Genomic DNA, 22,137 nt, shown 5'->3' on the forward strand with positions numbered 1-22,137 from the left:
TCGGCCTGGCGACTGGATGTGTCGACGGCGCTGTGCCGGTTGGTTGTGGAGGGTTGGGGATGAATTCGGAAGCGGCGCATGGGTTATGCGCTTCCGGTGACGACGGCGTTCATGATGGTTCCGGCGCTGGTGGCGATGATGCCGCCGACGAGCGCGCCGAGGATGATCTTGGGTGATTCCACCGCGCCGCCGTGGAAGCGTTCCCAGCCGAATTTGCCGCCGGCGTATATCAGGGCGGCGATCCCGGCGAGCATGACGATCCAGGACAGATAGTTGACCAGGTTGATCAGCTGTGGCGCCCCGGGCGGTTTGGTGGGGGTGATGTTGATTTGTTGGGCGAGGACGTTCAGCGCCTCGCCGACCGCGGCAGCGGTGGTCATGGCGATGTCTCCGAATCGGGTTGTGCAGCAATCGAATGGGTGGCTGCGAGGTGGGTGATGATCTGGGTTCCGGCGCGGTGCACGTCGGCGGGAACCGCCTCACGCAGCCTGGAGCGGCGCGGCGGCGCCGGGTCGTAGGGGGCGTATTGGGCCAGCTCGCTCAGTTCGCAGGTGATGAGCTCGTCGTGCCAACCGATCTCGTACACGTGCTCGACCAACTCGGCGACCACCCCGCGATACCGGCGAACAAGGGCAGGGACTCGCCCCGGGCGCGCCGCGCTCAGTACCAGCCCGATGACCTGCACCCCGTCTGGTGCCAGTCCGGCGTGCCATTCGCGCAAGCGTTCGGCCGCGGCGGTCAGGCCCGGCATGCACAGCCTCGCGGTGACGATCACGTGTTGGGTGGTGGCCGGGGAGGCGGGCCATTGCAGGCCGGTGTCGGCGGCCGGTGCCCACCACCGCGCCAGGGTCGAGGTAGCGGCGCCGCCATGTGCGCCGAGCACCGCGAACAGCGGTGGGTGCGCTGCGGTGGTCGGTAGCGGGGTTTCCCGCACCGGTGCCAACCGTTGCGGCGCGGCGATAGTGCCCGGTTCGAGCCGGTGCATCCGGACGGTGCGGTCGTCGTGGTGCAGCTGTAGCGGCGCGGCCATCGTTCACCCCCGCTTCTGGATATTGGTGATCACGACACCGCCGGAGTCGGGGCGGACATTGATCAGTTGCAGGTAGTCCACGCGCTGCCCGTCGGGGTGCAACTCGACCACGTGGACCTCGGCAGCACCGTCGGCGATCAGGGTGATCGCGACGCAGTGCGTCGTACCGACCGGGACCGAGGCAATGCCCGCCGCCAACGCATCCGGCGCGAGTCCGGCTTCGGGGGCGACCAGACGCAGTGCGGCCTCGGCGCTGCGCTGGGAGTAGTAGGCGTGCTCGAACGCGACGATCACTCCGGCCGGGCTGTGGGTGTCGCCCGCGGTGTCGGTGACGGTCGCCCCGGACAGCCCGGTGCACGCGCCCCCCGATGGTGTTGCGGTCGAAGGAGGCCCCGCGGTCAGGGTAGGGATCGCGGTCACGGTGTCCGGGTGGTTGGCAACCGAGTTGATTCCCATCCCGACAGCCACGGCGGCTACCCCGAGTGCGGCGCCAAGTCCTAGCCAGACGCGCCGAGGCACCCGTGTGCGCCACGATCGTGGTGATGGTGGCTGGGGAGCCGGTTGGTTGATCCACTGCCATGGATCGCCACCAGCGTCCGGGTCGTCGGTCACCCCCGAGATTGGTTGCAGTGCAGTGGGTTCGCTGCGGTGCAGCCATCCCCAGCCGTGCTGAAGGCGGGCGTCGGTGTGGGTGTTGGGCATGTCGGGTTCTCACCTCCTCAGTGGGGTTGGTGGACGGTGCAGGGCCCTTCGGGCGGGGTGCCAGGGGGAGAATCTGCAGACCGGGTATGGGTACGTCTGCGGAGTCCGGGCTCCGCCCGAAGGGGTCTTCAGGGCCCAGCGCTCGATGTCGGGGCCGACGGCGCGCCTGTGCTGCTGGTGGATGTGGTGGCGGGTGCGGTCGTTGTCGACGGGCGGGCGGATTGTGGTGGGGCCGAGGGAGTTCCGGTGGCGGCGAGGTCGCGGGCGAGCGCGGCGAACCAGTCGGCGGTGGCGGCCAAAGCTGAACGTCCGGTGGGGGTGGCGGGCATGCTGCTGTAGGAGCCGTGGCGGCCGGTGGTGTCGCTGTATTGGGCCGCCCCGGCGAGGGTGTACAGCTCGCTGTGGTCGGTGACGGTGCTGGTGATCGCGGTGAAGGTGTCGTTGACCCAGCGACTGGCGGTCTGAGGCGGAATGAGCTCGACGACCGCGGAGGCGAGTTTGGTACCCAGCACCGCGATCGCCGCGACGGGGTCGCCCATGCCGACGGTGGCGAGTTCGGTGATCGTGGCCGGGGTGAACACCTTCCGCGCGACCGAGATCGCGGCGTTCAAGCCGATGGTGCCGATCTTGAACAACGCTGCCAGAGCATCGGTCGGCCCGGGTGGAGTGGTGTTGGGGTCGGAGGCTTCGGCCAAGCGCTGCCCGAGGGGTTTGGCGGGTTGGTAGGACAGTTGATCGAGGCTGGTACCGGCCAGGTCTTCGTTGACCACGTTGACGGCGGTGGTGTAGACCGTCGCCGACAAGGCTTGGGCGATCGTGGATATTGCTGTTATGGGGTCGCGCAGGTCCGACCGGTTGGCGATATTCGCTGCGGTGGTGGCCAGGGGGCTTGCGGCGGGTGTATCGCAGGTCGCATCCCCCGCTACGCACAGGTCGGCGACTCTGCCGGTCAATGCCCCGTAACCCCCCGATGGCGCTGCGGCGCTGATACCGGCTCCTGACAGCGACGGGTTGAGCAGCGCGATCTCGGCGACGTTGTGCCCCGTCGTCCCGGGTGCCGCCGAAGGGGTGGTGGCGTCCGGTCGGCCGGGGAGGACGGGGGTGTTGGTGTCGCGGTTCGGGTTGGCCAGCAACGCGATCCCGGCCACTTGATCGGCACCGAGTGCTGCGTTGCCTGTTCCGACTCGCTGGGCGAACTGTGCGACCGCGGGAGCGCCCTGGGCGTAACCGGCGACGGCGATCTTCGTGGCCGGGCAGCGCCCGACGACCTCGGCAGCCATCTGCTCCAGCCGCGCTGTGGCGGCGGGGACTGCGGCATCGTAGGTCAGTGCGGTCCCGTCAGGTGCGTGTCCGTAGGGGACGTAGGCGCGCTGCACAAGATCTCCTGCCGCGGCGGCGAGGGGACCGAACACTTGCCCGAGTGCGCCGGAGTCGCTGGTGATCGCGGTGTCGGGAGCGGCTTCGTCGCTGCCTTGCACCCCCAGCGCATACAGGCTCGGGCATCGCGCGCCCAGGGGGACACCGGGATCGGCACGCACTGTGCTGACACCGGCCGCTGACACGGTGACCAACGTCAGGACCGTCGCGGCGATGCGCTGCGGTGTTCGTGTTTTGGTGGTGTGCATGGGCTTTCGACCTCGGATCTGTCTGGTCGGGGGCCTGCCCGCACCCCGGCGAGGGAGGCAAGGTGCGGGCAGGCGATTCAGGTGGTCTGCGGGGCTGGTGGTGTCGGTCCGGTGGCGGCAGGGCGCCGCAGCAGGTAATTGGCCAAGCGGGCGACGGCTTCGGCGGCGCCATCGGTGGCGGCTCCGATATGGCTGCTCGCGTATTCGCGCCAGCTCAAATCGACTCCGTGCGTGCGGTATTCGGCGAACAGGTGCCGTCCCATCGCCACCGGGACGAGGACGTCTTCGATTCCGTGGTAGAGGTGCACAGGCACCTGCGGGGCGACACGGCCGCTGGTCTCGTTCGCCAGGGCGTAGCGCCACATCGGGTCGTTCCACGGGTCCTGGCGCTCGCACCAGGGCCCCAAGGCAGTGTTGCGGTAGGCGAGCAGCAGTTCGGCCGCGCCGAGTTCTTGGGCGCGCTCGATCGTGGCGTGGCCTTCGTCGGTGAGCAGATGTCGCATCGGCAGATGCGGATACGCGCGACTCAGGCCGATCAGGCCGGCCACCGCCAGTCCCGCCCACGGGCCGCCGTCGATCTCACCGATCAACGCTGCGGGGTCGGCGACCACGGCACCGGCGGCGACGCCGCGCAAATCCAACTCCGGGGCATAGACGGGATGCTGTTCGGCAGCCCAGATCGCGGCACGCCCGCCGTCGGCATAACCCCACGCCACACACGGAGCCTGCGCAGCACCGAGTTCCGGCAAGGCACGCGCCGCGCGGGCGAGATCGAGCACGGCGTGCGCGGCGGCGCCCCCGGCCAGGAAATGGTGTGGCCCAAGCCCGGTCATGCCCAGGCCCAACCCATCGGGCACCGCGACCGTCCAGCCGCGTTCCAGTGCGGTGGCGATGAACCTGGTTTCCGGTTCGGTTCCCTCCCCTGCCAGCAGTTGCGAGGGTGCGCATCGCCCACCGAGTCCATGAAAAGTAGGGCAGTACAACAGGATCGGGCTGGGCCCGGCGAGCTCGGCGATATCGGGGGTGATCACGATCCCCGACGCCGGAATGGGGGCGCGCAACGACGTGCGACTGGCATACACCAGCTGCCATGCCCGGTTGGCGCCGTGGAGGCCTGGGGTGGCGACCGCGCGGCGGCGCAGGATCTCGCCCGGGTACGGGGTGAAGTCGAGTGCGGGGCCGCGGTAGAAGTCATCAACGGTGGTCGGGTCGGTCATGTCATCTGCTTCCGGCGATGTCGTGGGCGAGGGCGACCATCCAGGCGATGCCCGAATTGAGCTGGCCGTTGATCGCATAGCTGTTGTGGCGGGACACGGTGTCGACGAAGCGGACCCAGACCGCTGGATTGAGCAGGTCGGCGTTGTCGGCGACCAGCTGCCCCCATGCCGTGGCGAGTTGGCCGGCGAGTTTGGGCAGCAACCCGATCGGGTTCGCCGCGACCGTGGCGGTGACCTCGTTCCACCGCGCCGCCGCGGCACCGATGTCGTACGGGGTCGGGGCCGGAACGCGGGGGTCGGCGGCGGCGATCAACCGTGCCGCCAGCGGTAGCTGCGGCGCGTAGTCGACGTTGCCGCCATCGACCTGGAAGTCGTTGAGTACCACCGTGGTCCAGGCATCGCCTAACACGGCGGACAACAGAGCACCCAGTGAACCGATAGCGGCGAACGGGTCGCGCAGGTCGGCTTGGGCGGCGATTTCGGCGCCGACGCGCAGCAGCGCGGCCCGATCCGGTGCCGAGCAGGCCAGATCGCCGTCGGTGCAGATGTCGGCGACCCGGCCGGTGAGCGCCCCGTAGGTGGTCGCGCCATCGGCGATCCCGCCGCCACTCGCGGGCGGGTTGATGATCTGGACCCCGGCGACCGCTGCACCGCTGGTACCCGGTGCGGGGTCGGGCACCGTCTGTCCCGGGCGGCCGGGGAAGATCGGCGCGTCCGGTGCGCGATCAGGGTTGGCATACAACGCGATCCCCGCGACACGCTCCGGCGCGATCGGACCCGCACCTGCGCCGACGTCACGGGCGAAGCTCGAAACAGCCTGCGCGCCTTGGGAATAGCCGATTCCGGCGATCATCGTTGCTGGGCAGGTCTCGGCGATCTGCGCTGCGGCGGCATCGAGTTGGTTACGGGCATCGGTCACCGACACGACATAGGGATCGCGGCCACCGCCGGGGACCGCGCCACCGAACCCCGCGCCGTAGGAGATATAGGAGCGTTGCACCAGACCGGGGGCCGCGGACAGAACCGGTGCGATGAACGCGCCGACGACACCGGTATCGGCGAGTGGGTCCGCTGTTGGCGAGGATTGGCCGGTGCCTTGGACTCCCAGCACGTAGAGCGCGGGGCATCCAGGGCCGATCGGGACCGCTGCGGCGGGTCCAGCAGTAGTGGTGGTGGCCCCGGCGAAGCCGATCGCGGTGGCCGCTGCTGCGGCTGCGGCGAGGATGCGTGCGTGGTGGGTCGTCGCGGTACTCATGGCTGCCCGACCCCGACCCCGGCGCCGAATCCCGCGCCGACCGTGCCTGCGGCGAGCCCGCCGACGACCGCGGCCGGGACACCAGCGATCGCGGCACCAGCGGCCGCACCAGCGGCGGCACCGACCGCGGTCCCGAATACCCCGGAGGTCACGGTGCCGATGACCGGCACCGGCACTACCGTGCCCAGTGCGGCGCCCGCGATCCCACCGATCGTGCCGCCGATCAGGCCACCGACCACCGCACCCACCGCCGCGACCGGGCCGCCGACCACTGCGGCACCGGCAGCGCCACCGATCCCGGCACCGGCGAGAGTGGCGCCGCTGACCCGGTCCGAACGCCCAGCCGGGATGCCGATCGAGTCCAGCGCGGTCGCGACCTGCGCTTCCGCGCCTGCTGCGACATCGTTGATCGCATCGGCGCATTCCGGGGGCAGCCACTCCGGTCGCGGGGCCTGCCATTCCCCGATGCGGATCGTGTCCGGGGGCGCCTGGATCGGCGCGACGGGCGCGACCGGCTCAGGCAGGTGCAGGTCTTCGATCCGGACCGGTTCCACCGGTTCATCCGGCGACGGCGCTGGACGCGAGGTCGCGTTGTTACGCACCTCGGGCGGCTGCGTGTAGTACACCAGCGGTATCGGCGCGGATTGCTCCGGCACAGGTTCGGGCTCCAGTACTGGCGGCGGTGGTGTGGTTGTTCCCGGCTGGGCGGGAACGGTGACACCGGGCTGGTCAGCGATGGCAGCGCCAGTGTCGGCAGCGTGCGCCGTCGCTGCTGTCGCCAGCACTATCGCGATGGGCACCGCTCCCGCCAGCAGAGCGCGACTGCCCCGAAAAACGGTGACGTTGACGTGATTTCGCGTCTGACGCGCGCCTGCAGTGGAGATACGAAATCGGGTGGCTTTGCTGGTTTTGGGCATGCCGAAAAAGACCCTTCAGGTGATCAGGGCGGAATGGGGATTACTGATTGAATGCGCACGACGGCGCGATGATTCGCGCGCCTCCCAGAGACGAATCTGCCTCTGGGAGACCGCTTCTCAGGCGAATCGCGTCAGATGAAGGGCAGGATGAGCGCCAGCGCCTGGGCTGCCACCGAAAGACCGTTGGACAGCACCGAAAGACCGGTGTTCACCCAACCCAGAATCATCAAGGGGTCCAATGTGGTTTCCTCTCAATCGGTTTGGACTTGCTATTCCATCCAAACCTCGAAACCTGTTGGAATACTAGGGTTTCGACTCTCCTAATTTTAGGTGAGGGTGAGAGTGTCAAATTGCTATTCTGCCGGTACGCAGGGCGTTTGCCGCATGTTTCACGGTCTGATCGTGAAAGAAAACTTTTTTGGAATCCGCTGTGCGACAGGAAGCTTCGCCAGCGAGACGCGGGGGATGTACCCAGCAGCCAGCAATCTCTTTGCGATCTCTCAGGTGCGGACTTCTTGCCGAGGGTTGCACGTTCTGGTAGGAACAGAAGCATCAGCTTGGGGGCAACCATTTATCGTATCTCCGCTCGCACCATAGAGGAAGACACTGAAAGGGGGGGACTCCGTATGATCCGGAATCCCGCAGACCGTTCATCCGACAACACCAGTGGCGGGCCACTACCCCGCATCCCGACTCTGGGCAGCACGCTACGACTGATCAGGGAGGGCCTGGGACTGTCCCGTTTCGCCGCACAGCAGCGCCATGGCATCAGCCCCTCCTACCTGTTCAACATCGAGAAGGACGAATACACACCGACCTTCGAAACGCTCGAGAAGATCATCACCGGCTACGGGCTCAACTCCATTCAGGCCCGCTACCTACGCGAACTGCGCATCCCCGCTGAGGAACTCGCGCCCGTCGCCGATCTGCGCCGATGCGTGCAGGACAACGTCGACATGATCAGCCACCTCGACGACCTCGAAGATCGGCAAATACTCGCGGCCTACGTCGACCCGCTCTGGAATGTGTTGGCCTGCAACGAATCGTTTCGAGCAGCGACACCGGGCTTGGAGGATTCCAACTGCATCCCGGTATGGATGTTCAGTCCGGCACCCCAGACGGCCTACCTCCACTGGCCCCACGAATCCGCCTACAGTGTGGCCACACTCAAGGCCGTCCTCGGCCGCTACCGCGACTCCGAACAAGCCAAAGACGTCATGCGCCAGCTCCGGCCGGTCAAGGAATTCCGACGCCAGTGGTCGGCCAGCACCGACGTCTCCTACGGCCGCGACACCAACGACCTGCTGCACGTGCGCGACCCCGCGACCGGTGAACCCGCCTCCTACCGGCTCAGCGTCTCCGACGTCACCCAAACCCAGAACATCCTGCTCCTCACAGCAATCCGCAAGCCCTACTCCGGACCCAAAACCACCTAGCCATCGAACTCAACTACGACACGCCGGAACGACACGCCAGCAGTGAATTACCCCCGCGCGTATCGGCCATCCAAACCGGTGATCGCCCTACATATCCCACCCCACCCGGGCCATGTCCGGTAAAGGCTTGGCGAGATCGATGCGAGCAACACCACGAAACCGACGACCGATGCGTGACTACTTTGACTACTCCGCGTCAACTACATCTGCTGTCGCATACGACGACGAGATTTGCTGGCGCACAACATCGTAATTGCGCTTCCATGGTGAGAGGGAATTCTCTCGATTAGTGAAAGAGGTGTCGCCGATGAGCCCGATCATTCGCTGTCATCCGGCATTCGACACACACTGCGAGCCAGGGGGTTCGCGATGACCGACGACGCGAACCCCCCGCCGATGCCGCCGCAGGAGCCAGAACCCGAAGCGCCCCATGAGCCGACCTACCCCGTCGACGTCGGCGCACGCGCACTACACAAGTCGCGCCGCTGGTACGAACAGCAACTCAAAACCGGACGACTACCGGGACACAAGGCAGGCCGATCCTGGTTCCTCACCGCTGGCGACATCGCGGCGGCAATCGAGTCCACCAAGCGCCCCGCCAAGCCGTCATCCAGGCCCAACACAGACCCAGCGAACATATCCCCTCGCCCTCGCCTGTCACGTCCGGGCGCCAACCGTCGCCGCCGTCCCATCCCACCCCAACCTGATCGGCGCTGACACACTCGCCGGTTGGATCTGTCAGCGACAGTAAACAGGTCCGCGGCGAGCAGGGCCAACAACTGCGTGAGGCCCCCGAACCAGCGCACTACCAGCGCGGGTCCGGGCAGCCCTCATCGAACACAGCAGGTGACCGACCCTCGGCCCGATGTGCGGCCGCACCGGAAGCCTGTCCGTCGCCACCTACACAAGGGTCGCCGTGGGCCACTGTGCCGCTGTCGACTTCGAGAGTCGCGACGGAGTGGACGAGCTGGTGAGCGTTGTAGATCATCTGGCCCGGATGCTCGGCGTCAGCGAAAGCTTCACGGTCACCGGCAGTTATCTCTACTGCGGCCATGACTCTGTGGACCGATCACCAGAGCCGATGCGGCCTTGGGGAATTGGCGTGTGCAACAGTCGATGAGTTCACGAGCACAAGATCGTTGCATGGGTTCTGCACCGGCGCCGTCGATATCCAGATGCCGCAGCGACGACGCCGGACACGAGATAGCCGACACCCCACGTTGTCACTCGCGTCACCGTGCCCGGATGCGCTCGTCCGCGCGGCAGTCACTCGTGCGGTGTCGCGACCACTCCGCGCGGCGGTAAGCTCACCTCGGCTGTTGCGAGCCCCAACCGGGTCGGGAGTGCCCACGCCACCTCGATCGGCCAAGGTCCCCAGCGGATCCCGCAGACCAACTATGTTCAGCGACTTTCCCGTTCCGGCGCAGATCCGGGCACGGGGCGTGGGTCCGTGCCGCGAGGAGCTCGCATGGTGCGTTTCGCCAACCGCAAACGGCGGATTCGATCGTTGATGACGATGTACCCCGGCATCACCTACGGCGAGGCCGCTCGCCGGGCAGAGTTCGAGGCGCCCTCCAAGTTCTGGCAAGACTGGCCTGAGCCCGGCGGGCCAGAGGCCGAGATCACTGGCCGCTGCGGCCATCACCGGCTGCGGCAGTTGCTGACCGACGCTGTTGGCCGAATCGACGACCTGCCACCTACCTCGCCGACCGTGATCTGGTTGGCGCATTGCCACCGCGGTTTCGTCGCCGCCGGATATGTCAGCGAACGACTGCACTGGTATGCCGTCGTGCCATCCGACGACTTTTACAGCACCGTCCACCGTGCCTGCCGCGCAGCTGCGGCCGAGATCGAATCCGCGGTCGGACCGCACTTGGCAGACAAGTATTCGCCTCGAGCATTGTTGCGTGACTCCGACATGTTCGAACATGTCGCCTGGCTGTGGGCAGGTCTGGAGTTGGACTTGCTTGCCGAACCCATGGCCCACCTCGGCCGTCATCTACACCACCTGCTCAAGGTTGTCGCCGAAGACGAGTCGGCCCCGCCTGCACTGCGGAACATCGCCGCGGTCACTGCGCCAACCGCCGAGATGGTGCACTTGCGCTACGGGAGCGCCCGATGAATCGTTCGATGCTGCGCCGCCGAACTACACCCAAAACCGACACGCCGATCGCAGCCTTCGCTCGCTCGGTCACAGCGGCGCAAAGGTGGATACGGCCGCTGCTGCCCGCTGTTCAGCACCGTCGGGACGATGCTGCTCCTCGCTGGGACGGCTCGGGTTGGGACACAGCTCGAACAGGGAAACCGCGGGTCGCCGTGCTGATCGACGCCGACAACGTACCGGCCGCACGCATCGGTGCGGTACTGGCACGCGCGCAGGAATTCGGCGGCCACCAAATCCGACGTGCTTATGGTGACTGGCGCAGACCACACCTGGCAGGCTGGCACACGCCTCTGCTCGCTCACGCGATCAGACCGGTGCAGCAGTTCAGCTGGACCACCGGCAAGAACGCTTCAGACCTCGCCATGGCCATCGATGCGATGGAACTTCTCTTCAACGGCATCAGGGTCTTTGTGCTCGCCAGCAGCGACTCCGACTTCACCGGCCTAGCACTGCGCCTTCGCGAATCCGGCTGCGACGTCTATGGCTTCGGAGAACGGAAGACACCGGCATCCTTTGTGTCGCCTGCCAGGGTGATGGGTTCTGACGCAGTTAACGTGATCACTTCGAGGGTTGCTGGATTTCCGAGGTAGAGCTGAACTCGTTGTGGCTGAGTAGTATTCGCTTCCGGAGCAGGTCCAGGTTCGATCTACCAAAGCACTGCCTCTTGAGGGCCTTGACCTTGTTCACGGTGCCCTCAGTTGGGCCATTGCTCCAGTGCAGGGTGAGTCCGGCAGTGACAGCGGCGAAGTCGTGCTCGAGGCCGATCGCGAAGGAGTGCAGTGCGGGCAGGTCATCGGCACGGACGTTCGCGATCCACTCCGGGAGGCGGTCGCCGCGCCGGTCGCGCATGAGGACCGCGAACGCGCCGACGTGACGGCGGGTGGCCGCGAGTTCGGGACAGCGGGTCAGAATCCTGGTGAGCTGGTGTGTTTCGGCGTCGGGCAGGGTGTCGGGGTGACGGGTGATCCAGCCGGTCACCGCCCGGATTCGCGGTTTCGGTGCTGGGACTGCTGGTCGAGCCGATGGCTTGCTGGCCTGGTAGGGCCGCAGGAAGCGGTAGACGTTGTTGGGGCTGCCGCGATAGCCGAGTTCGCGCAGTTCGGTGATCAGGGCGGCGATATTGGTGTGTCCGGCGTTCCAGCGGGTGAGCAGATGCGGCACGAACTCATCGATCATCTTGGAGCGAGACGTCGCGGCAGCGATGAGGTCCTCAGGGCTGGCAGCGATAGCGAATCGGCGAGCGGTTTTCCGATCAATATCGAGTTCTTTGGCGATGGTGCGCAACCCTTTACCCTCAGCGCGCAGCCGTTGCACCGTCTCGTACCGTTCGGCGGTGCGCGCACGCAATCCCGCGTATCCGCCACCGCGATGGCTCTCGGGCAGCAGCGCCGTGTCTTTGGTGGCCTTGCCCGCGGTGGCCTCACCCATGACCGCTCCAGGAGTATGGCGGGCAATGTCGCTGGGATCGGCACTGGCAGTTGATGATTCGGTGAGACAACCACGGTGCGCCACAACTGTCTTCTCCACGGCTTGGCACAGGTTCTGCCACAAGTGCCAGCGGTCCGCGCATTGGGTGGCCTGCGGTGCGCCGCGGCGCGCGGCCTCGCTGTAGGCGCCGGACCGGTCACGGGTAATCACCTCGATCTCCGGGTGCTGCGACAGCCATGCCGCCAACGGGTCGGACTCACGCCCGTCGATGACGTCGATGGGTCGGTGGGTAGCCATGTCCAGCAGAATGGTGGCGTACTTGCGGGAGCGTTTGACGGCGAAATCGTCGACACCGAGCACGGTGATCGCACCGACTGGCGGGTCAGGCAGTGCCCGGACCAACCTGAGCAGCGTATCCCGGCTGCCCGGCAACCCCAGCTGGGCCGCCAGCCGTGCCCCGGCACGTCCTGCCAGCGCCACCGCGATCCTGGTGAGCATCACGGTCAGCTGATCGGTGCGCCGTGACCGTTTCACCGTGAGCCCGTCGACCTGTTCAGCGAAAGTATGTGCCCGGCAGTCGGTATTCACACAGAAGAACCGGCGCACCATCAGCCGCAAGACCATCTTCCGCCCGGCGACAGCGGCGTCGGCGAGCCGGCGGCGATAACGGGAATGCACACGACCGGAAAGGGTTCCGCATCCGCTACACCGGGCCGTTGGGGTGGCAACCACAGCATCCACGAGCACCCCGTCGGCCTCGGTCCGGACATCCTGAATCAGCAGATCCCTCAAGTGCGGCAACAACATTCGAACAACATCAACACACGCCCACTACCTTCACCCATGCCCATGCAGAATCTCGCGGCGACACGCCAACCAGCAAGATCACGCCAACTGCGTCAGAACCCTTCCCCCTGGCAGCCGACATCCTTTGCCACTGCCTGCACAGCGTTTCTGCGGTTGGAAGACCTCACCCCACCTGGGCCGCATACTCCATCAGACGTCCATGCAGCGACGAAACCCAAGCCTGCCGACGGGGAGCCGACCAGCCGCGGCGGGCTGAGTATTCAGCAGTGTCTGCAGTTATCTGCGGCGGTACAGCAAGCAGCAGGCCCTGACGGCTGGACCAACCAAGCCACGGTCGGGCACCTCGCCTCCTCCCGCATTCCCGGTTTGCGGGAGATGATCCCGCCGCAGGTCAAATTCGGTGAGTTCATCGCTGCCACCGGCTTGTTCGACATCCAGAAGCGCGATCCCGGCAATGGCAAACCCCCAACGATATACATCCGCAACAAATCCAGCTCCTGAGATCTTGGGCCCCGGCTGTTGATCGCGAATCCGCGCGGCCATCGAGCTGCTGGAGACGCGCGACGAGTTCGGCGAAGCTCCGCGACGACCTCAGCCGGGTGCCGCCTCGCTTGTCGATGTGCCACCATTGGCGCAAGTTGTTGCTGGGCATCGAAATCCATACATGCGGGTCAGCGTCTCGGATCGAGTCCCGTCGACAACGATGCCACCCGGTACTGACACGTCATGCAAGGGTCACCGCGTGTATGTGTTCAGATTTCCTGGCTATCGGGGTCGAGGGCATGAAGGATGGTTGGAATGGCCATCCCCAGAACGGATTCCACCTGAAAGTAGTCGAGATCGGATTCCAGTTCGTCGAGCCACTCGGCCAGTTCGAATGACTCCATTACGTGCCAGGGCGCGCGGTGCGTCGGGCGTTCATATTTCTGGGTGAGCAGTGCGACAGCGTAGGCGATGGCCGCGGGCCAGATCTGCTCCAGCGTCGCGTCGTCGAGATCATCGCTCTCGCCGTCCTCGAGGTACTCGCTCACCTCGTCGGCTCGGTTCGCGCGACTGATAGCGCGCAGATCCGGGTGGGCCTGGTCGATCGCGGCGGCAATGTGTGTGAGGCAGGCGCCGCAGCCGAAATCGGCGAGCGCGCTCGGTCGGCGATCTGCCGGAGGCAGCCAGATCCACGTCTGTCCTGGATCGTGCCACCACTCCAGTGGTTCGAAAACGGTTCCGGCTGCCTTCCACTCCCGCTTCAGCCATGTGTAGAACTCATCGCTGCCCAGACAGCACAACAGAGCCTGCACTCCCGCCCAGCCAGCCGCGAGTGCCAGGTTCCTGGTGGCGGCCTGATCGAGCTGGAAGGCGAGTTGGGCAGGATGGGCACCGAGCAAATCGCCGTCGAATGCGCACGCAGGACAGACGCCGACCCTGGTCGTGGTGGGCTCCAACAGCGCCGGTGCGGGGTATGAGTCCCCGCAAATTCCGCAGCCGGTGTCCACGGCTGCCTCGGCCTGATCACATTGACGAGCCTGCCCCACCACGCGGTCGATCTCAGCGATGATCCCGGATACACCACCACCGGAAGGGATCTCGTGGGCATCGACGCCGCCGACCCTCCCCAACTCCTCGGAAAAGTCGACGACCAGCGGTGCCCACATGATCACGCGAAGCGGCATGGACAGGTCGAACGTGTCGGGGTCGTCGGGGTGCTCATCGCCGGTGAAACTCGACAGCTCGTTCTGTCGCTCGACGGAGATCGTCGCGGGCCCGGCATACAAACGTAGTCCGGTCGCCTCCGGGTGATGCTCGATCACGACCGGCCATCCCGCCGCTTCGAGCCCGTCGGCCAGGCTGTCGCGCAGATCGCTCGCCAGGGCAACTCCTCCCGGCGGGGTGGCGCCCATGGAAGAAGCAGCGTCGAGGTAGGTTCTGCCGGTCGCTGCGGCATGCTCACGCACGACCTTCTTGCGCCAGTAGTCACGGGTCATCCGGAACTCCTTGTGCGGCACGGCTTTCCACGCTCCGCGCCTCTTGGGTTCAGGGCACGACAACAGAACACGCTCCGCACGATCCCAGACCTTGACCGTGAACTACCCGGGGACGGCGTGGGCGTCGGTGTCCGGCACGGCGCGGGCCAGCGCGGTCGGCCCTGCACGCACTTTAACCAATGCGCTGCGATCGCGGACCCCGGGGCACATCCACTCGTCTCTCGGCTCGCACCCGGCGAAACCGTCAGCCGCGCCAAGCCGGTGTCATGAAGACGATTCCGCCTAAGCGAACAGGTACCGCGATGCAAGCGCCGGCAAGCGTTACCGCAGCGAGGAGTTCGGCTTGGCAGTGGCGCCCGCTCTTTTGCAAAAGCCCTCACTGCCAAACCGGGTGGCCTGCACGCGATGCACCGACCGAGCGCGACAACCGCAGCGACGTACATGGCCGGGGAATCCTGGCTGTTGTGGCACCGCGGCTGTTGCGGTTGCACAGGTGGCAAGGGGTGCGCCGTCGGCCGCAGCGTGGAGTCGTGCGCTCTGACTGCGGGCCGACGGCGCCCGCCCAGCTTAGGTCGACGAGGACTCCGCCTGTACCGCTGGCACCTTCTCGTCGTTGGCCCGGCTCGGTGCTGCGTGCGTGTCCGCACTGTATCGGCGCATCACCGCGCTGAGCTGCTGACGGTGTTCGCGAGCGGCGTGGCTGGACATCGCGTGTGCGGCCGTGATCGCCCGGGCGTACTCGACGTCACGATGCTCGATCTGCTCGCGATGCGCGGCCCGCTCGGCGTCGAGGAGTTGGCGCAATTGCTTGTTCCCCTCTATGAGAGCTCGGTGCTCACCGAGGGCGAGATCGCGCTCGCCCTCCGCGCGGGCTTGCGCCAAACGCGCCGAGGTGAGTTCTGCCAGCATGGTCTCGGCCTCGGCGTGGGCATGGTCACGCTCTTGCTCCGCGTCCGAAACGCGTCCCGCCGCTTCAGTTTCGACGCGCTGAAGTTGCTGAATGGCACTTTTCGCGTTAGCTCGCGCCTCAGCAGCGGCGGCTAGGGCGAGCCCTTCGACTTCGGCGGCCCGCTCGAGATGCACTGCCATCGCCTCCGATTCCTGCTCGGCATCGATGCGTGCCTGCTCGGCGGCGGCAATACGGCGCGCGGCCTCGTGCTCGATCTCGGCGATCTCCTGATCGACCGCGACCGGGTCGGTCAGTCGAGCGAACAAGTCGGTGACGTCACCTGCGACGGCGGCTAGTTCGCCGCGGAGTTCTCCGTACCGGTCCAGTAGCCCCGCCAAGGTGACCATGCCATCGGTAACCGGCCGCAATGACGACCGTGCGGGAATTGTCATGGCTTTTCGCTGAGCCTCCCGGCTCAACCGGAGGGCCTTCTGGGCGGAGTGCGCGGGGTCGTCACAGTAGCGACGTGGGGCGCCCCGTTGACCGGGTGCACGGGGCGGGAGCACGGTGCCGCAGCCGGGGAACTGGCAGCGGCCCGATGTGGGCGGGGTCGTCGGTGCAACGGCTTGGAGCATGCGAGTTCCGTTCCAATCCATTCCATTTCATTCCACCAGTACGGAATGGAATGAAATGGAATGGATTTCGCTCGGTGCGGATGTCGGAGAACGAGAACGTCAGGCGGCGGCCAGGGTGAGTAGGCTGGCCCGCACGCGCGGCAGGCGGCCCGCGATGACCTGGGCGGCGGATTGGCTTGCCGCGCGGTCGTTGTGGCCGTAGCGGCGGTCGGTGGTGGTGACCGATTCGTGTCCGGCGTCGCGCGAGACGACGAACAGCGGTACCCCGTCCTGCAACTTCCAGGAGATGCCGGTATGGCGCAGCGTGTAGGGGCTCAGGCGCTTGCCCCGCAGGCTGTTGATCGCCTTGCTATAGCGGGCGAGCAGTTCCTCGGGGTCAGCGCCGCGCCACAGGGCCTTCTTCGTGAACAGGGTGAAGTCCCGTCGCGACAACCCGTCCAGTCGGCGGAGCGCGGGCTGCCAGGCGTTCTTGTAGAAGTGGTACGCGGTGACCGGTGTGTCGTTTCTGGTGTGGAAGAGCAACGCATCGCCCGCGCGGTCCAGATCCAGCCGGTCCAGCGTCTCGAGCGGCACGTTGACGGTGCGGATACCACGCTTGGACTTCGGCTTGCCGAGCCGCAGGCGGGTGCCGTCGTCCTTCCACGCCTTGTTGATCCGCACCGCACCGGTCTCTGGATCGACGTCACGGACCAGCAGCGCACCCACCTCACTCGGGCGCGCCATGGACACCAGCCCGAATTCGGCTTGCGGGCGCCACCGCTTGAGCAGCAACTGTTCGAACAACTCCCATTCGTCGTTGTCGAAAATGTCGATCTCGGCCGGATCGTGGCGCGGCAGCCGCGTCCCGGCGCACGGATTGAAAGGCAGCAGCGGTGTTGGGCGCTGCTCGACGGCCGCCCGCAGCGCGGCGCTGAGGAACCCGTGCTTGTTGGCGATCGTCTTGGGCGCGTTGCCCTTGTCCTGTTCGAGGTAGACGATCCAGGCGGCGTCGGTGTCCTGGGTAACCGCGTCCAGTGGCGCTCGCTCACCGAAGAACGGGGCGATGTCGTTGCAGATGAACCTGCGGTACTTGCGGCGGCCATCCTCCTGCACACCGGTCATCCGGTCGACGTACTTGGTCAGCCAGGCCGACAACAGCACCGCGTCGGATCCGGTGTCGCGTTTGGCTTGAAGGACCTTCAGCGCTTCAGCGATGCCGACCTTGTCGATGAGTTCGGCCCACCACTGGGCGTCTGCGTACTCGTCGAAGGTTTCCGAGGACTGGCGACGCTTGTTGTCGGTGTCGTAGTAGTAGAAGTAGACCTGCCAGGCGACGCTGCCGTCTCGACGGGGTCGTGGGCGGGGTGTGGCGGACATGTGAACCTTCCGGTTTGTCGGAAGACACGTCGCCTGAGAAGCGTCTGATGACCGCGGTGATGACACGCGGTCCGTTCCAGACTACCGGAACAATCTATGACCTGGCGTTTTGCTTGAGCCGCCTGGGGGAATCGAACCCCCGATCCCCTCGTCAACCTAAAACCACAGGTCAGCGCCCTCTCAACATCGACCTCCGTCTCCAACAATCGACATTTGACGACAATTCAGGACCATTCACGCCATTTTATGACGCTACGTTGCAGTTTCTGATGACAGAACAAAGCGAACAAAGCGCCGGTCTGTCACCGAACCAATTGGTAAGACGCTGCGATCATCAAGTGCAGTAACGCGCTGGACCGCCCCAGTTCTCCGTCACCATCACCGGCCTCATCACGGGAATCAATGTGGCGCCACGACCAAAAATCAGCTTTTATGGGGTTGGGAGAATCAGCAGGCTGGATGAGAAAGAAGCGTCCATGCCTATTCAGCCGCGCACAGTAGGTCTTCCCCTACCTGGAGGACTTGCCCCACCCACGCGCCAGCGGCGACCAGCAAGCTCGATGTTGGCCGTATCAATCATCAACGATCGCGCACGCCTGTCCGGTCGACGTATCTTCGCTGAAATGGGATGGCCCGCAGGCTACCCCATCACCTACTCGGTCGCCGGGAACCTCATCGCGATCCGCACCGCCCGACCAGAGGCAGCGCGACACAGGATCGGCCGACTCGGACAGATACGACTGCCTGCGGCGACGCGCCGTGCCACCGACATCGCCCTTGGCGATGCATTACTGCTGATTGGCTTGCCCAGCGTCGGCGTGGTCGCGGTCGTCCCGTCGCGGGTCGTGCACCAGGCCCTGTCGTCCGCACTGGCCAACCTCCAAGGCGACGCATGAACACCCCAGACGACCACGAAGTAGCTCGACTGTTCCTGGACCGCCTGGGAATCCACCCCGAAGAACTACTGCGAGCGACGGCCCCAGGCAGCAAGGTCCCCACATTCGCGGAGTACGTGCCGCAAGTCGCCCAAGCAGTATCTCCCGGCGCCCGACGAGCCTACCTGCCCTACTGGCGTCGGCTCAGCGCGAACTGGCCCGACCGGGCACTCGACGAACCAACCGCCCTCGAACTCCAGGAACTCATCGAGCAAACCCGACGCACCGCCGTCGTACGCCGCAACAACCGCGGCGGACGCTCCGCCGCCGAACACATGGTCAGCGCACTGCGCTGCCTGTACCGAAACGCCACCCGCGACGGCTACATCTCCCCCGCCACCAACCCCTCAACCGACATGGACATGCCCACACGACTGCCGAGCACGCGCCGCGCGCTGTCCACCCGCCAACTCGCACAAATCAACCACGTCGCAGCAACCACAGGAGACGACCCGGAACTAGACACCCTCATACTGCGACTGCACCTCGAAACCGCCTGCCGCACCGGAAGCGCCCTCAACCTCCGTAAAGAAGACCTCGACCCCGAACAATGCCTGATCCGACTGTTCGGCAAAGGCGGAACCCTGCACTGGCAGCCGGTATCCCCCACCCTCATGACCCGATTGATCGAACACCGAGAACGCAACCCCGATCCAGATCAGCAACTGCTGCGATACCGACACGGTCGCCCGATCACCCGACGCCGCTACGACCACCTCTGGGATCGAATCGGCCGCCACCTGCCCTGGGTCGCAACACAACAGATAACCACCCACTGGCTACGACACACCACACTCACCTGGGTCGAACGCAACTTCGGATACGCAATCGCCCGCGCCTACGCCGCACACGCCACACCCAGCGGCCACGACGGCACCACCCTCACCTACGTTCGAGCATCCATCGAAGAAGTCGCCTCCGCCCTCGCCGCACTCACCGGCGAGCCCCACCCCCTCGCGCCTCCATACGACGATGACATGCCAAGCTGAGCCGAATCCCGAAAGATCGCGGAAACCTGTCACCGAGCGCGCATCTCGGTAGCCGAAGACGCGAACGCCGCATCATCTGTCGGTTCCAGGAGGAAGGGTTCTGGACCGGGCGGCATCGGCAGCATCTACTTCAAGGGCGACCTGAAGTAAGGGCAGCCCCGTACCCGGCCACACAGTGAGGAGCGGACCGCGCACTGGAACTCGAACTCGATCAATGGCGTCCAGGTCCCCAAGCCCCGGTTCGACAGACAGGAAAATGCCCGACACGTCGAGGGCTTCGAGGTATCCGGCCAGGTGTGCTGCTGGAACGGTGAGAAGGGGCGCTGCGAACGCATTCTGAGTTAAGGCTGACACGGCTGTGGTGCGGGCGTCTGGGTCCGCACGACCTTGTGTTGTACGAGCATGTCGGTACGAGCGTCGACCCAACCAGTGCTTTCAGCGTCTCCAGCAGGAACGACGGGTGGTAGGGCATTCCTGTGTGCGTGGTCCGGTTCTACGGGGCCAGGCTCTGGAGACGGTGGCCGGTGATCTGGCGGCCCGGTTGACTACGGGTGCTCGACTACATCGTCTCGGTCGACCAGATGACGGCCAAACAGGCCGCCCTCCTGAGGTACCGACCCTCGGAATTAATCATCTAGCTCTGAAGATCAAGCTTCGACGTGCGAACCCGTGACATCACCGCCCCTGAAGGAGCACCATGGACACGTACAAAGCTCTCAAGCGACACCCTTGGGACGTTCTGAATCACCTGGTGAAGGACGGTCCGCCTGCAGTGGCCGGAGAGAGTTCGCGTTGGTCACGGGCCGGGATCCGAGCAGCGCGTCCGCCGAACCCAGTGTCGAAATCTTCGCAATTCGCTTTCTCACAGCTCGGACCTGTCGCCGAGCTAGCCGTGTCATCTGATTTCGAGGCCGCGGCCGCTGGTAACTGTCCGCCAGACGGGCTGGGCCCTGCTACGGCCGTCGGCGGCTACCGAGACCCGAAGACACAGTATTCCCCGTTTCTGCGGAGGTTGTGTCCTTCAATGAAGGGAAAGAATCGTGCGAGAACTATTTGACGTCGACTACATCCGCCGTAGGGCGATTGGACTCCAAGCGCCGGATGGCACGGATGACTCCGTCGACGCGATGCCAAAGAAGCGCCGCGCCGGGTTGTTCAAGGCAAAGGCCGCCCGTGACGGTGTCGTCCCTACACCTGCGCCCGGAGAAGGTGTGCCGGACGGAGACCACGATGGCTCCTCGCATACACTCCGTGGGCATGGCTTTGGGGCACGTATCGAGGAGAACCAACCGGTAGGGAGTTATGTGCCGACCGGAAAGTTTGGGCGGATGTTCCCGGATTTGCCGGAGTTCATTCCCGACGAAAACAAGCTCATCGAACTGGGTCGAGCCATGAAGGACCTCGCAGCCGAGGAAAACCCTCTTGATAAACGCGGCGACAACGACAATGTTCCAGCTGGATTCACCTATCTTGGACAATTCATAGATCACGACATCACGTTTGACACGACCTCACTTCAAGAGGTTCTGGAGGACCCGCTAGCGCTCCGAAATTTTAGAACGCCGTCGCTGGATCTCGACTGCGTGTACGGCTCTGGACCAGTGGCACAGCCGTACCTGTACGAACGCGCGAACGTGCCCGAGCGGTTGCTGATCGGGAAAACCAGCACGCAAACCGGTAAACGTGACCACGATGTGAAGCCGAAGCTACCGTTCGACCTCCAACGTGCGGACAACGGCTACGCATTAATAGGTGACCCACGCAACGACGAAAACCTCATAGTAGCACAAATGCATCTGACATTCGTGAAATTTCACAACAAAGTAGTCGATTGGCTCAAGGATGAACGGAATAGAAAGGCGCCATTACGGAAGACCCTCTTCGAAGAGGCCCGCGACACGGTCATCTGGCACTATCAGTGGATCGTCGTTCATGACTTTCTCGAAAGAATCCTCGATAGGGAGCAATTCAAGACCGTGCGCGACAACGGTCAGCACTTCTATCGACTCGAGAAGGGGCAGGACCCATACATTCCACTTGAATTCTCCGGAGCAGCCTATCGTTTCGGACACTCAATGGTGCGGGAAGTATACGACTACAACTCTGCATTCGACATCCAAAGCCGGCTAGGGACTCTCAAACTTCTATTCGAATTCTCGGGCCTGTCGGGCAAACCGCCCGCCGTACCCATACCCAGTGAGTGGATCATCGACTGGCGTCGATTCTTTGAAGTACGCAAGAATGAAGTCGTGCCAGGGCTCAGTCGAAAACTGGATCCGTTTCTAGCTCCATCACTACACCAGTTGCCGGGCCGCGAGGATGAGGGACCGTCGCTGAATTCTCTGGCTGTCATAAATCTCCTCCGCGGCCGAAAACTGAAGCTGCCTCCCGGCCAGAGCGTCGCAACTTTCATGGGTTTTGATCCGCTGACGCCCGAACAACTCGGATCGGGCCCGGACGGAAAAGTTGCAGCTCAGCAAGGATTTCTGTCCGAGACGCCGCTGTGGTACTACATCCTCAAGGAAGCCGAGTTACAGGGTAAAGGCAGGCGACTCGGCCAAGTCGGCAGCCGCATAGTGGGTGAGGTCTTCTTCGGCCTGATGCGCGCCGACCCCAACTCATACCTGCGACGCAAGCCGAACTGGAAACCGACGCTGCCCGTGATGCCCACTACCGAAGACGGCAAGTTCACCATGGCCGACCTCCTTCACTTCGTCGGCGACATCAACCCGATCGGCGACCCCAAGAATCGCAAAAAATAACAGGTCGATTA

Annotated in this window: 18 protein-coding genes; 7 read left to right on the forward strand and 11 right to left on the reverse strand. The window is 65.1% G+C overall.

Annotation, left to right across the window (positions count from 1 at the left end):
- Window positions 1–83 precede the first annotated feature (83 nt).
- From ACFYOW_RS24750 to ACFYOW_RS24780, 7 genes are all read right to left on the reverse strand, one after another.
- Window positions 84–380 (reverse strand): hypothetical protein, encoded by a 297-nt coding sequence (locus tag ACFYOW_RS24750; protein WP_387291633.1) that lies wholly within the window; start codon window positions 378–380, stop codon window positions 84–86.
- On the reverse strand, window positions 377–1,030 hold the full coding sequence (locus ACFYOW_RS24755; RefSeq protein WP_387291635.1) for a hypothetical protein: 654 nt from the start codon (window positions 1,028–1,030) through the stop codon (window positions 377–379). The genes ACFYOW_RS24750 and ACFYOW_RS24755 overlap by 4 nt, the downstream gene beginning before the upstream one ends.
- 3 nt (window positions 1,031–1,033) lie before the next feature.
- Complete coding sequence (locus tag ACFYOW_RS24760; protein ID WP_387291636.1) at window positions 1,034–1,486, reverse strand: hypothetical protein; 453 nt, start codon at window positions 1,484–1,486, stop codon at window positions 1,034–1,036.
- A gap of 374 nt (window positions 1,487–1,860) precedes the next feature.
- Complete coding sequence (locus ACFYOW_RS24765; protein WP_387291637.1) at window positions 1,861–3,357, reverse strand: cutinase family protein; 1,497 nt, start codon at window positions 3,355–3,357, stop codon at window positions 1,861–1,863.
- A gap of 77 nt (window positions 3,358–3,434) precedes the next feature.
- Window positions 3,435–4,574, reverse strand: a complete 1,140-nt coding sequence (locus tag ACFYOW_RS24770; protein WP_387291639.1) for a lipase family protein — start codon at window positions 4,572–4,574, stop codon at window positions 3,435–3,437.
- Window position 4,575: 1 nt separating this feature from the next.
- Entirely contained in the window at window positions 4,576–5,829 is a 1,254-nt protein-coding gene (locus tag ACFYOW_RS24775) for a cutinase family protein (protein ID WP_387291641.1), read from the reverse strand.
- A complete protein-coding gene (locus ACFYOW_RS24780) occupies window positions 5,826–6,746 on the reverse strand; it encodes a hypothetical protein (RefSeq protein WP_387291643.1) in 921 nt (306 codons plus the stop codon). Before ACFYOW_RS24780 ends, ACFYOW_RS24775 begins: the two co-directional genes overlap by 4 nt.
- A 626-nt stretch (window positions 6,747–7,372) precedes the next feature.
- Between ACFYOW_RS24780 and ACFYOW_RS24785 the strand changes: the two genes are divergently transcribed.
- The 3 genes from ACFYOW_RS24785 (at window position 7,373) to ACFYOW_RS24795 (ending at window position 10,936) form a co-directional block, all read left to right on the forward strand.
- Window positions 7,373–8,182 (forward strand): helix-turn-helix domain-containing protein, encoded by an 810-nt coding sequence (locus tag ACFYOW_RS24785; protein WP_387291645.1) that lies wholly within the window; start codon window positions 7,373–7,375, stop codon window positions 8,180–8,182.
- Window positions 8,183–9,650: 1,468 nt separating this feature from the next.
- Window positions 9,651–10,304 carry a hypothetical protein gene (locus ACFYOW_RS24790; RefSeq protein WP_387291647.1) on the forward strand — a complete coding sequence of 218 codons (654 nt, stop codon included), beginning with the start codon at window positions 9,651–9,653 and terminating at the stop codon, window positions 10,302–10,304.
- Window positions 10,301–10,936 (forward strand): NYN domain-containing protein, encoded by a 636-nt coding sequence (locus ACFYOW_RS24795; RefSeq protein WP_387291649.1) that lies wholly within the window; start codon window positions 10,301–10,303, stop codon window positions 10,934–10,936. The genes ACFYOW_RS24790 and ACFYOW_RS24795 overlap by 4 nt, the downstream gene beginning before the upstream one ends.
- Here the strand turns inward: ACFYOW_RS24795 and ACFYOW_RS24800 are convergent.
- Window positions 10,905–12,452, reverse strand: coding sequence for an ISL3 family transposase (locus tag ACFYOW_RS24800; protein WP_387291651.1), 1,548 nt, complete (start codon window positions 12,450–12,452; stop codon window positions 10,905–10,907). The genes ACFYOW_RS24795 and ACFYOW_RS24800 overlap by 32 nt on opposite strands.
- Between ACFYOW_RS24800 and ACFYOW_RS24805 the strand changes: the two genes are divergently transcribed.
- On the forward strand, window positions 12,447–13,082 hold the full coding sequence (locus ACFYOW_RS24805; RefSeq protein WP_387291652.1) for a hypothetical protein: 636 nt from the start codon (window positions 12,447–12,449) through the stop codon (window positions 13,080–13,082). The genes ACFYOW_RS24800 and ACFYOW_RS24805 overlap by 6 nt on opposite strands.
- A 251-nt stretch (window positions 13,083–13,333) precedes the next feature.
- Here the strand turns inward: ACFYOW_RS24805 and ACFYOW_RS24810 are convergent, their stop codons facing one another.
- The 3 genes from ACFYOW_RS24810 to ACFYOW_RS24820 all read right to left on the reverse strand — a co-directional run bounded on the left by ACFYOW_RS24810 (window position 13,334) and on the right by ACFYOW_RS24820 (window position 17,440).
- Window positions 13,334–14,560 carry a hypothetical protein gene (locus tag ACFYOW_RS24810; protein ID WP_387291654.1) on the reverse strand — a complete coding sequence of 409 codons (1,227 nt, stop codon included), beginning with the start codon at window positions 14,558–14,560 and terminating at the stop codon, window positions 13,334–13,336.
- A 567-nt stretch (window positions 14,561–15,127) separates the two neighbouring features.
- Window positions 15,128–15,901, reverse strand: coding sequence for a hypothetical protein (locus ACFYOW_RS24815; protein WP_387291656.1), 774 nt, complete (start codon window positions 15,899–15,901; stop codon window positions 15,128–15,130).
- 282 nt (window positions 15,902–16,183) lie between these two features.
- Entirely contained in the window at window positions 16,184–17,440 is a 1,257-nt protein-coding gene (locus tag ACFYOW_RS24820) for a tyrosine-type recombinase/integrase (protein ID WP_364346698.1), read from the reverse strand.
- Between the two features lie 623 nt (window positions 17,441–18,063).
- On the opposite strand from ACFYOW_RS24820, the gene ACFYOW_RS24825 reads away from it, so the two are divergent.
- The 3 genes from ACFYOW_RS24825 to ACFYOW_RS24835 all read left to right on the forward strand — a co-directional run bounded on the left by ACFYOW_RS24825 (window position 18,064) and on the right by ACFYOW_RS24835 (window position 22,126).
- Window positions 18,064–18,336 carry an AbrB/MazE/SpoVT family DNA-binding domain-containing protein gene (locus ACFYOW_RS24825; RefSeq protein WP_387291658.1) on the forward strand — a complete coding sequence of 91 codons (273 nt, stop codon included), beginning with the start codon at window positions 18,064–18,066 and terminating at the stop codon, window positions 18,334–18,336.
- Window positions 18,333–19,364 (forward strand): tyrosine-type recombinase/integrase, encoded by a 1,032-nt coding sequence (locus ACFYOW_RS24830; protein WP_387291660.1) that lies wholly within the window; start codon window positions 18,333–18,335, stop codon window positions 19,362–19,364. Before ACFYOW_RS24825 ends, ACFYOW_RS24830 begins: the two co-directional genes overlap by 4 nt.
- 1,040 nt (window positions 19,365–20,404) lie before the next feature.
- A complete protein-coding gene (locus tag ACFYOW_RS24835) occupies window positions 20,405–22,126 on the forward strand; it encodes a heme peroxidase family protein (RefSeq protein WP_387291662.1) in 1,722 nt (573 codons plus the stop codon).
- The last annotated feature ends 11 nt before the right edge of the window (window positions 22,127–22,137 follow it).

This window comes from Nocardia sp. NPDC006982 (assembly GCF_042869435.1).
Taxonomy (GTDB): domain Bacteria; phylum Actinomycetota; class Actinomycetes; order Mycobacteriales; family Mycobacteriaceae; genus Nocardia.

Coding starts and splice junctions, on each gene's coding strand:
- ACFYOW_RS24750 (WP_387291633.1), bottom strand. CDS start 380: ATGACCACCGCTGCCGCGGTCGGCGAGGCGCTGAACGTCCTCGCCCAA.
- ACFYOW_RS24755 (WP_387291635.1), bottom strand. CDS start 1,030: ATGGCCGCGCCGCTACAGCTGCACCACGACGACCGCACCGTCCGGATG.
- ACFYOW_RS24760 (WP_387291636.1), bottom strand. CDS start 1,486: ATGGGAATCAACTCGGTTGCCAACCACCCGGACACCGTGACCGCGATC.
- ACFYOW_RS24765 (WP_387291637.1), bottom strand. CDS start 3,357: ATGCACACCACCAAAACACGAACACCGCAGCGCATCGCCGCGACGGTC.
- ACFYOW_RS24770 (WP_387291639.1), bottom strand. CDS start 4,574: ATGACCGACCCGACCACCGTTGATGACTTCTACCGCGGCCCCGCACTC.
- ACFYOW_RS24775 (WP_387291641.1), bottom strand. CDS start 5,829: ATGAGTACCGCGACGACCCACCACGCACGCATCCTCGCCGCAGCCGCA.
- ACFYOW_RS24780 (WP_387291643.1), bottom strand. CDS start 6,746: ATGCCCAAAACCAGCAAAGCCACCCGATTTCGTATCTCCACTGCAGGC.
- ACFYOW_RS24785 (WP_387291645.1), top strand. CDS start 7,373: ATGATCCGGAATCCCGCAGACCGTTCATCCGACAACACCAGTGGCGGG.
- ACFYOW_RS24790 (WP_387291647.1), top strand. CDS start 9,651: ATGGTGCGTTTCGCCAACCGCAAACGGCGGATTCGATCGTTGATGACG.
- ACFYOW_RS24795 (WP_387291649.1), top strand. CDS start 10,301: ATGAATCGTTCGATGCTGCGCCGCCGAACTACACCCAAAACCGACACG.
- ACFYOW_RS24805 (WP_387291652.1), top strand. CDS start 12,447: ATGCACACGACCGGAAAGGGTTCCGCATCCGCTACACCGGGCCGTTGG.
- ACFYOW_RS24810 (WP_387291654.1), bottom strand. CDS start 14,560: ATGACCCGTGACTACTGGCGCAAGAAGGTCGTGCGTGAGCATGCCGCA.
- ACFYOW_RS24815 (WP_387291656.1), bottom strand. CDS start 15,901: ATGACAATTCCCGCACGGTCGTCATTGCGGCCGGTTACCGATGGCATG.
- ACFYOW_RS24820 (WP_364346698.1), bottom strand. CDS start 17,440: ATGTCCGCCACACCCCGCCCACGACCCCGTCGAGACGGCAGCGTCGCC.
- ACFYOW_RS24825 (WP_387291658.1), top strand. CDS start 18,064: ATGGGATGGCCCGCAGGCTACCCCATCACCTACTCGGTCGCCGGGAAC.
- ACFYOW_RS24830 (WP_387291660.1), top strand. CDS start 18,333: ATGAACACCCCAGACGACCACGAAGTAGCTCGACTGTTCCTGGACCGC.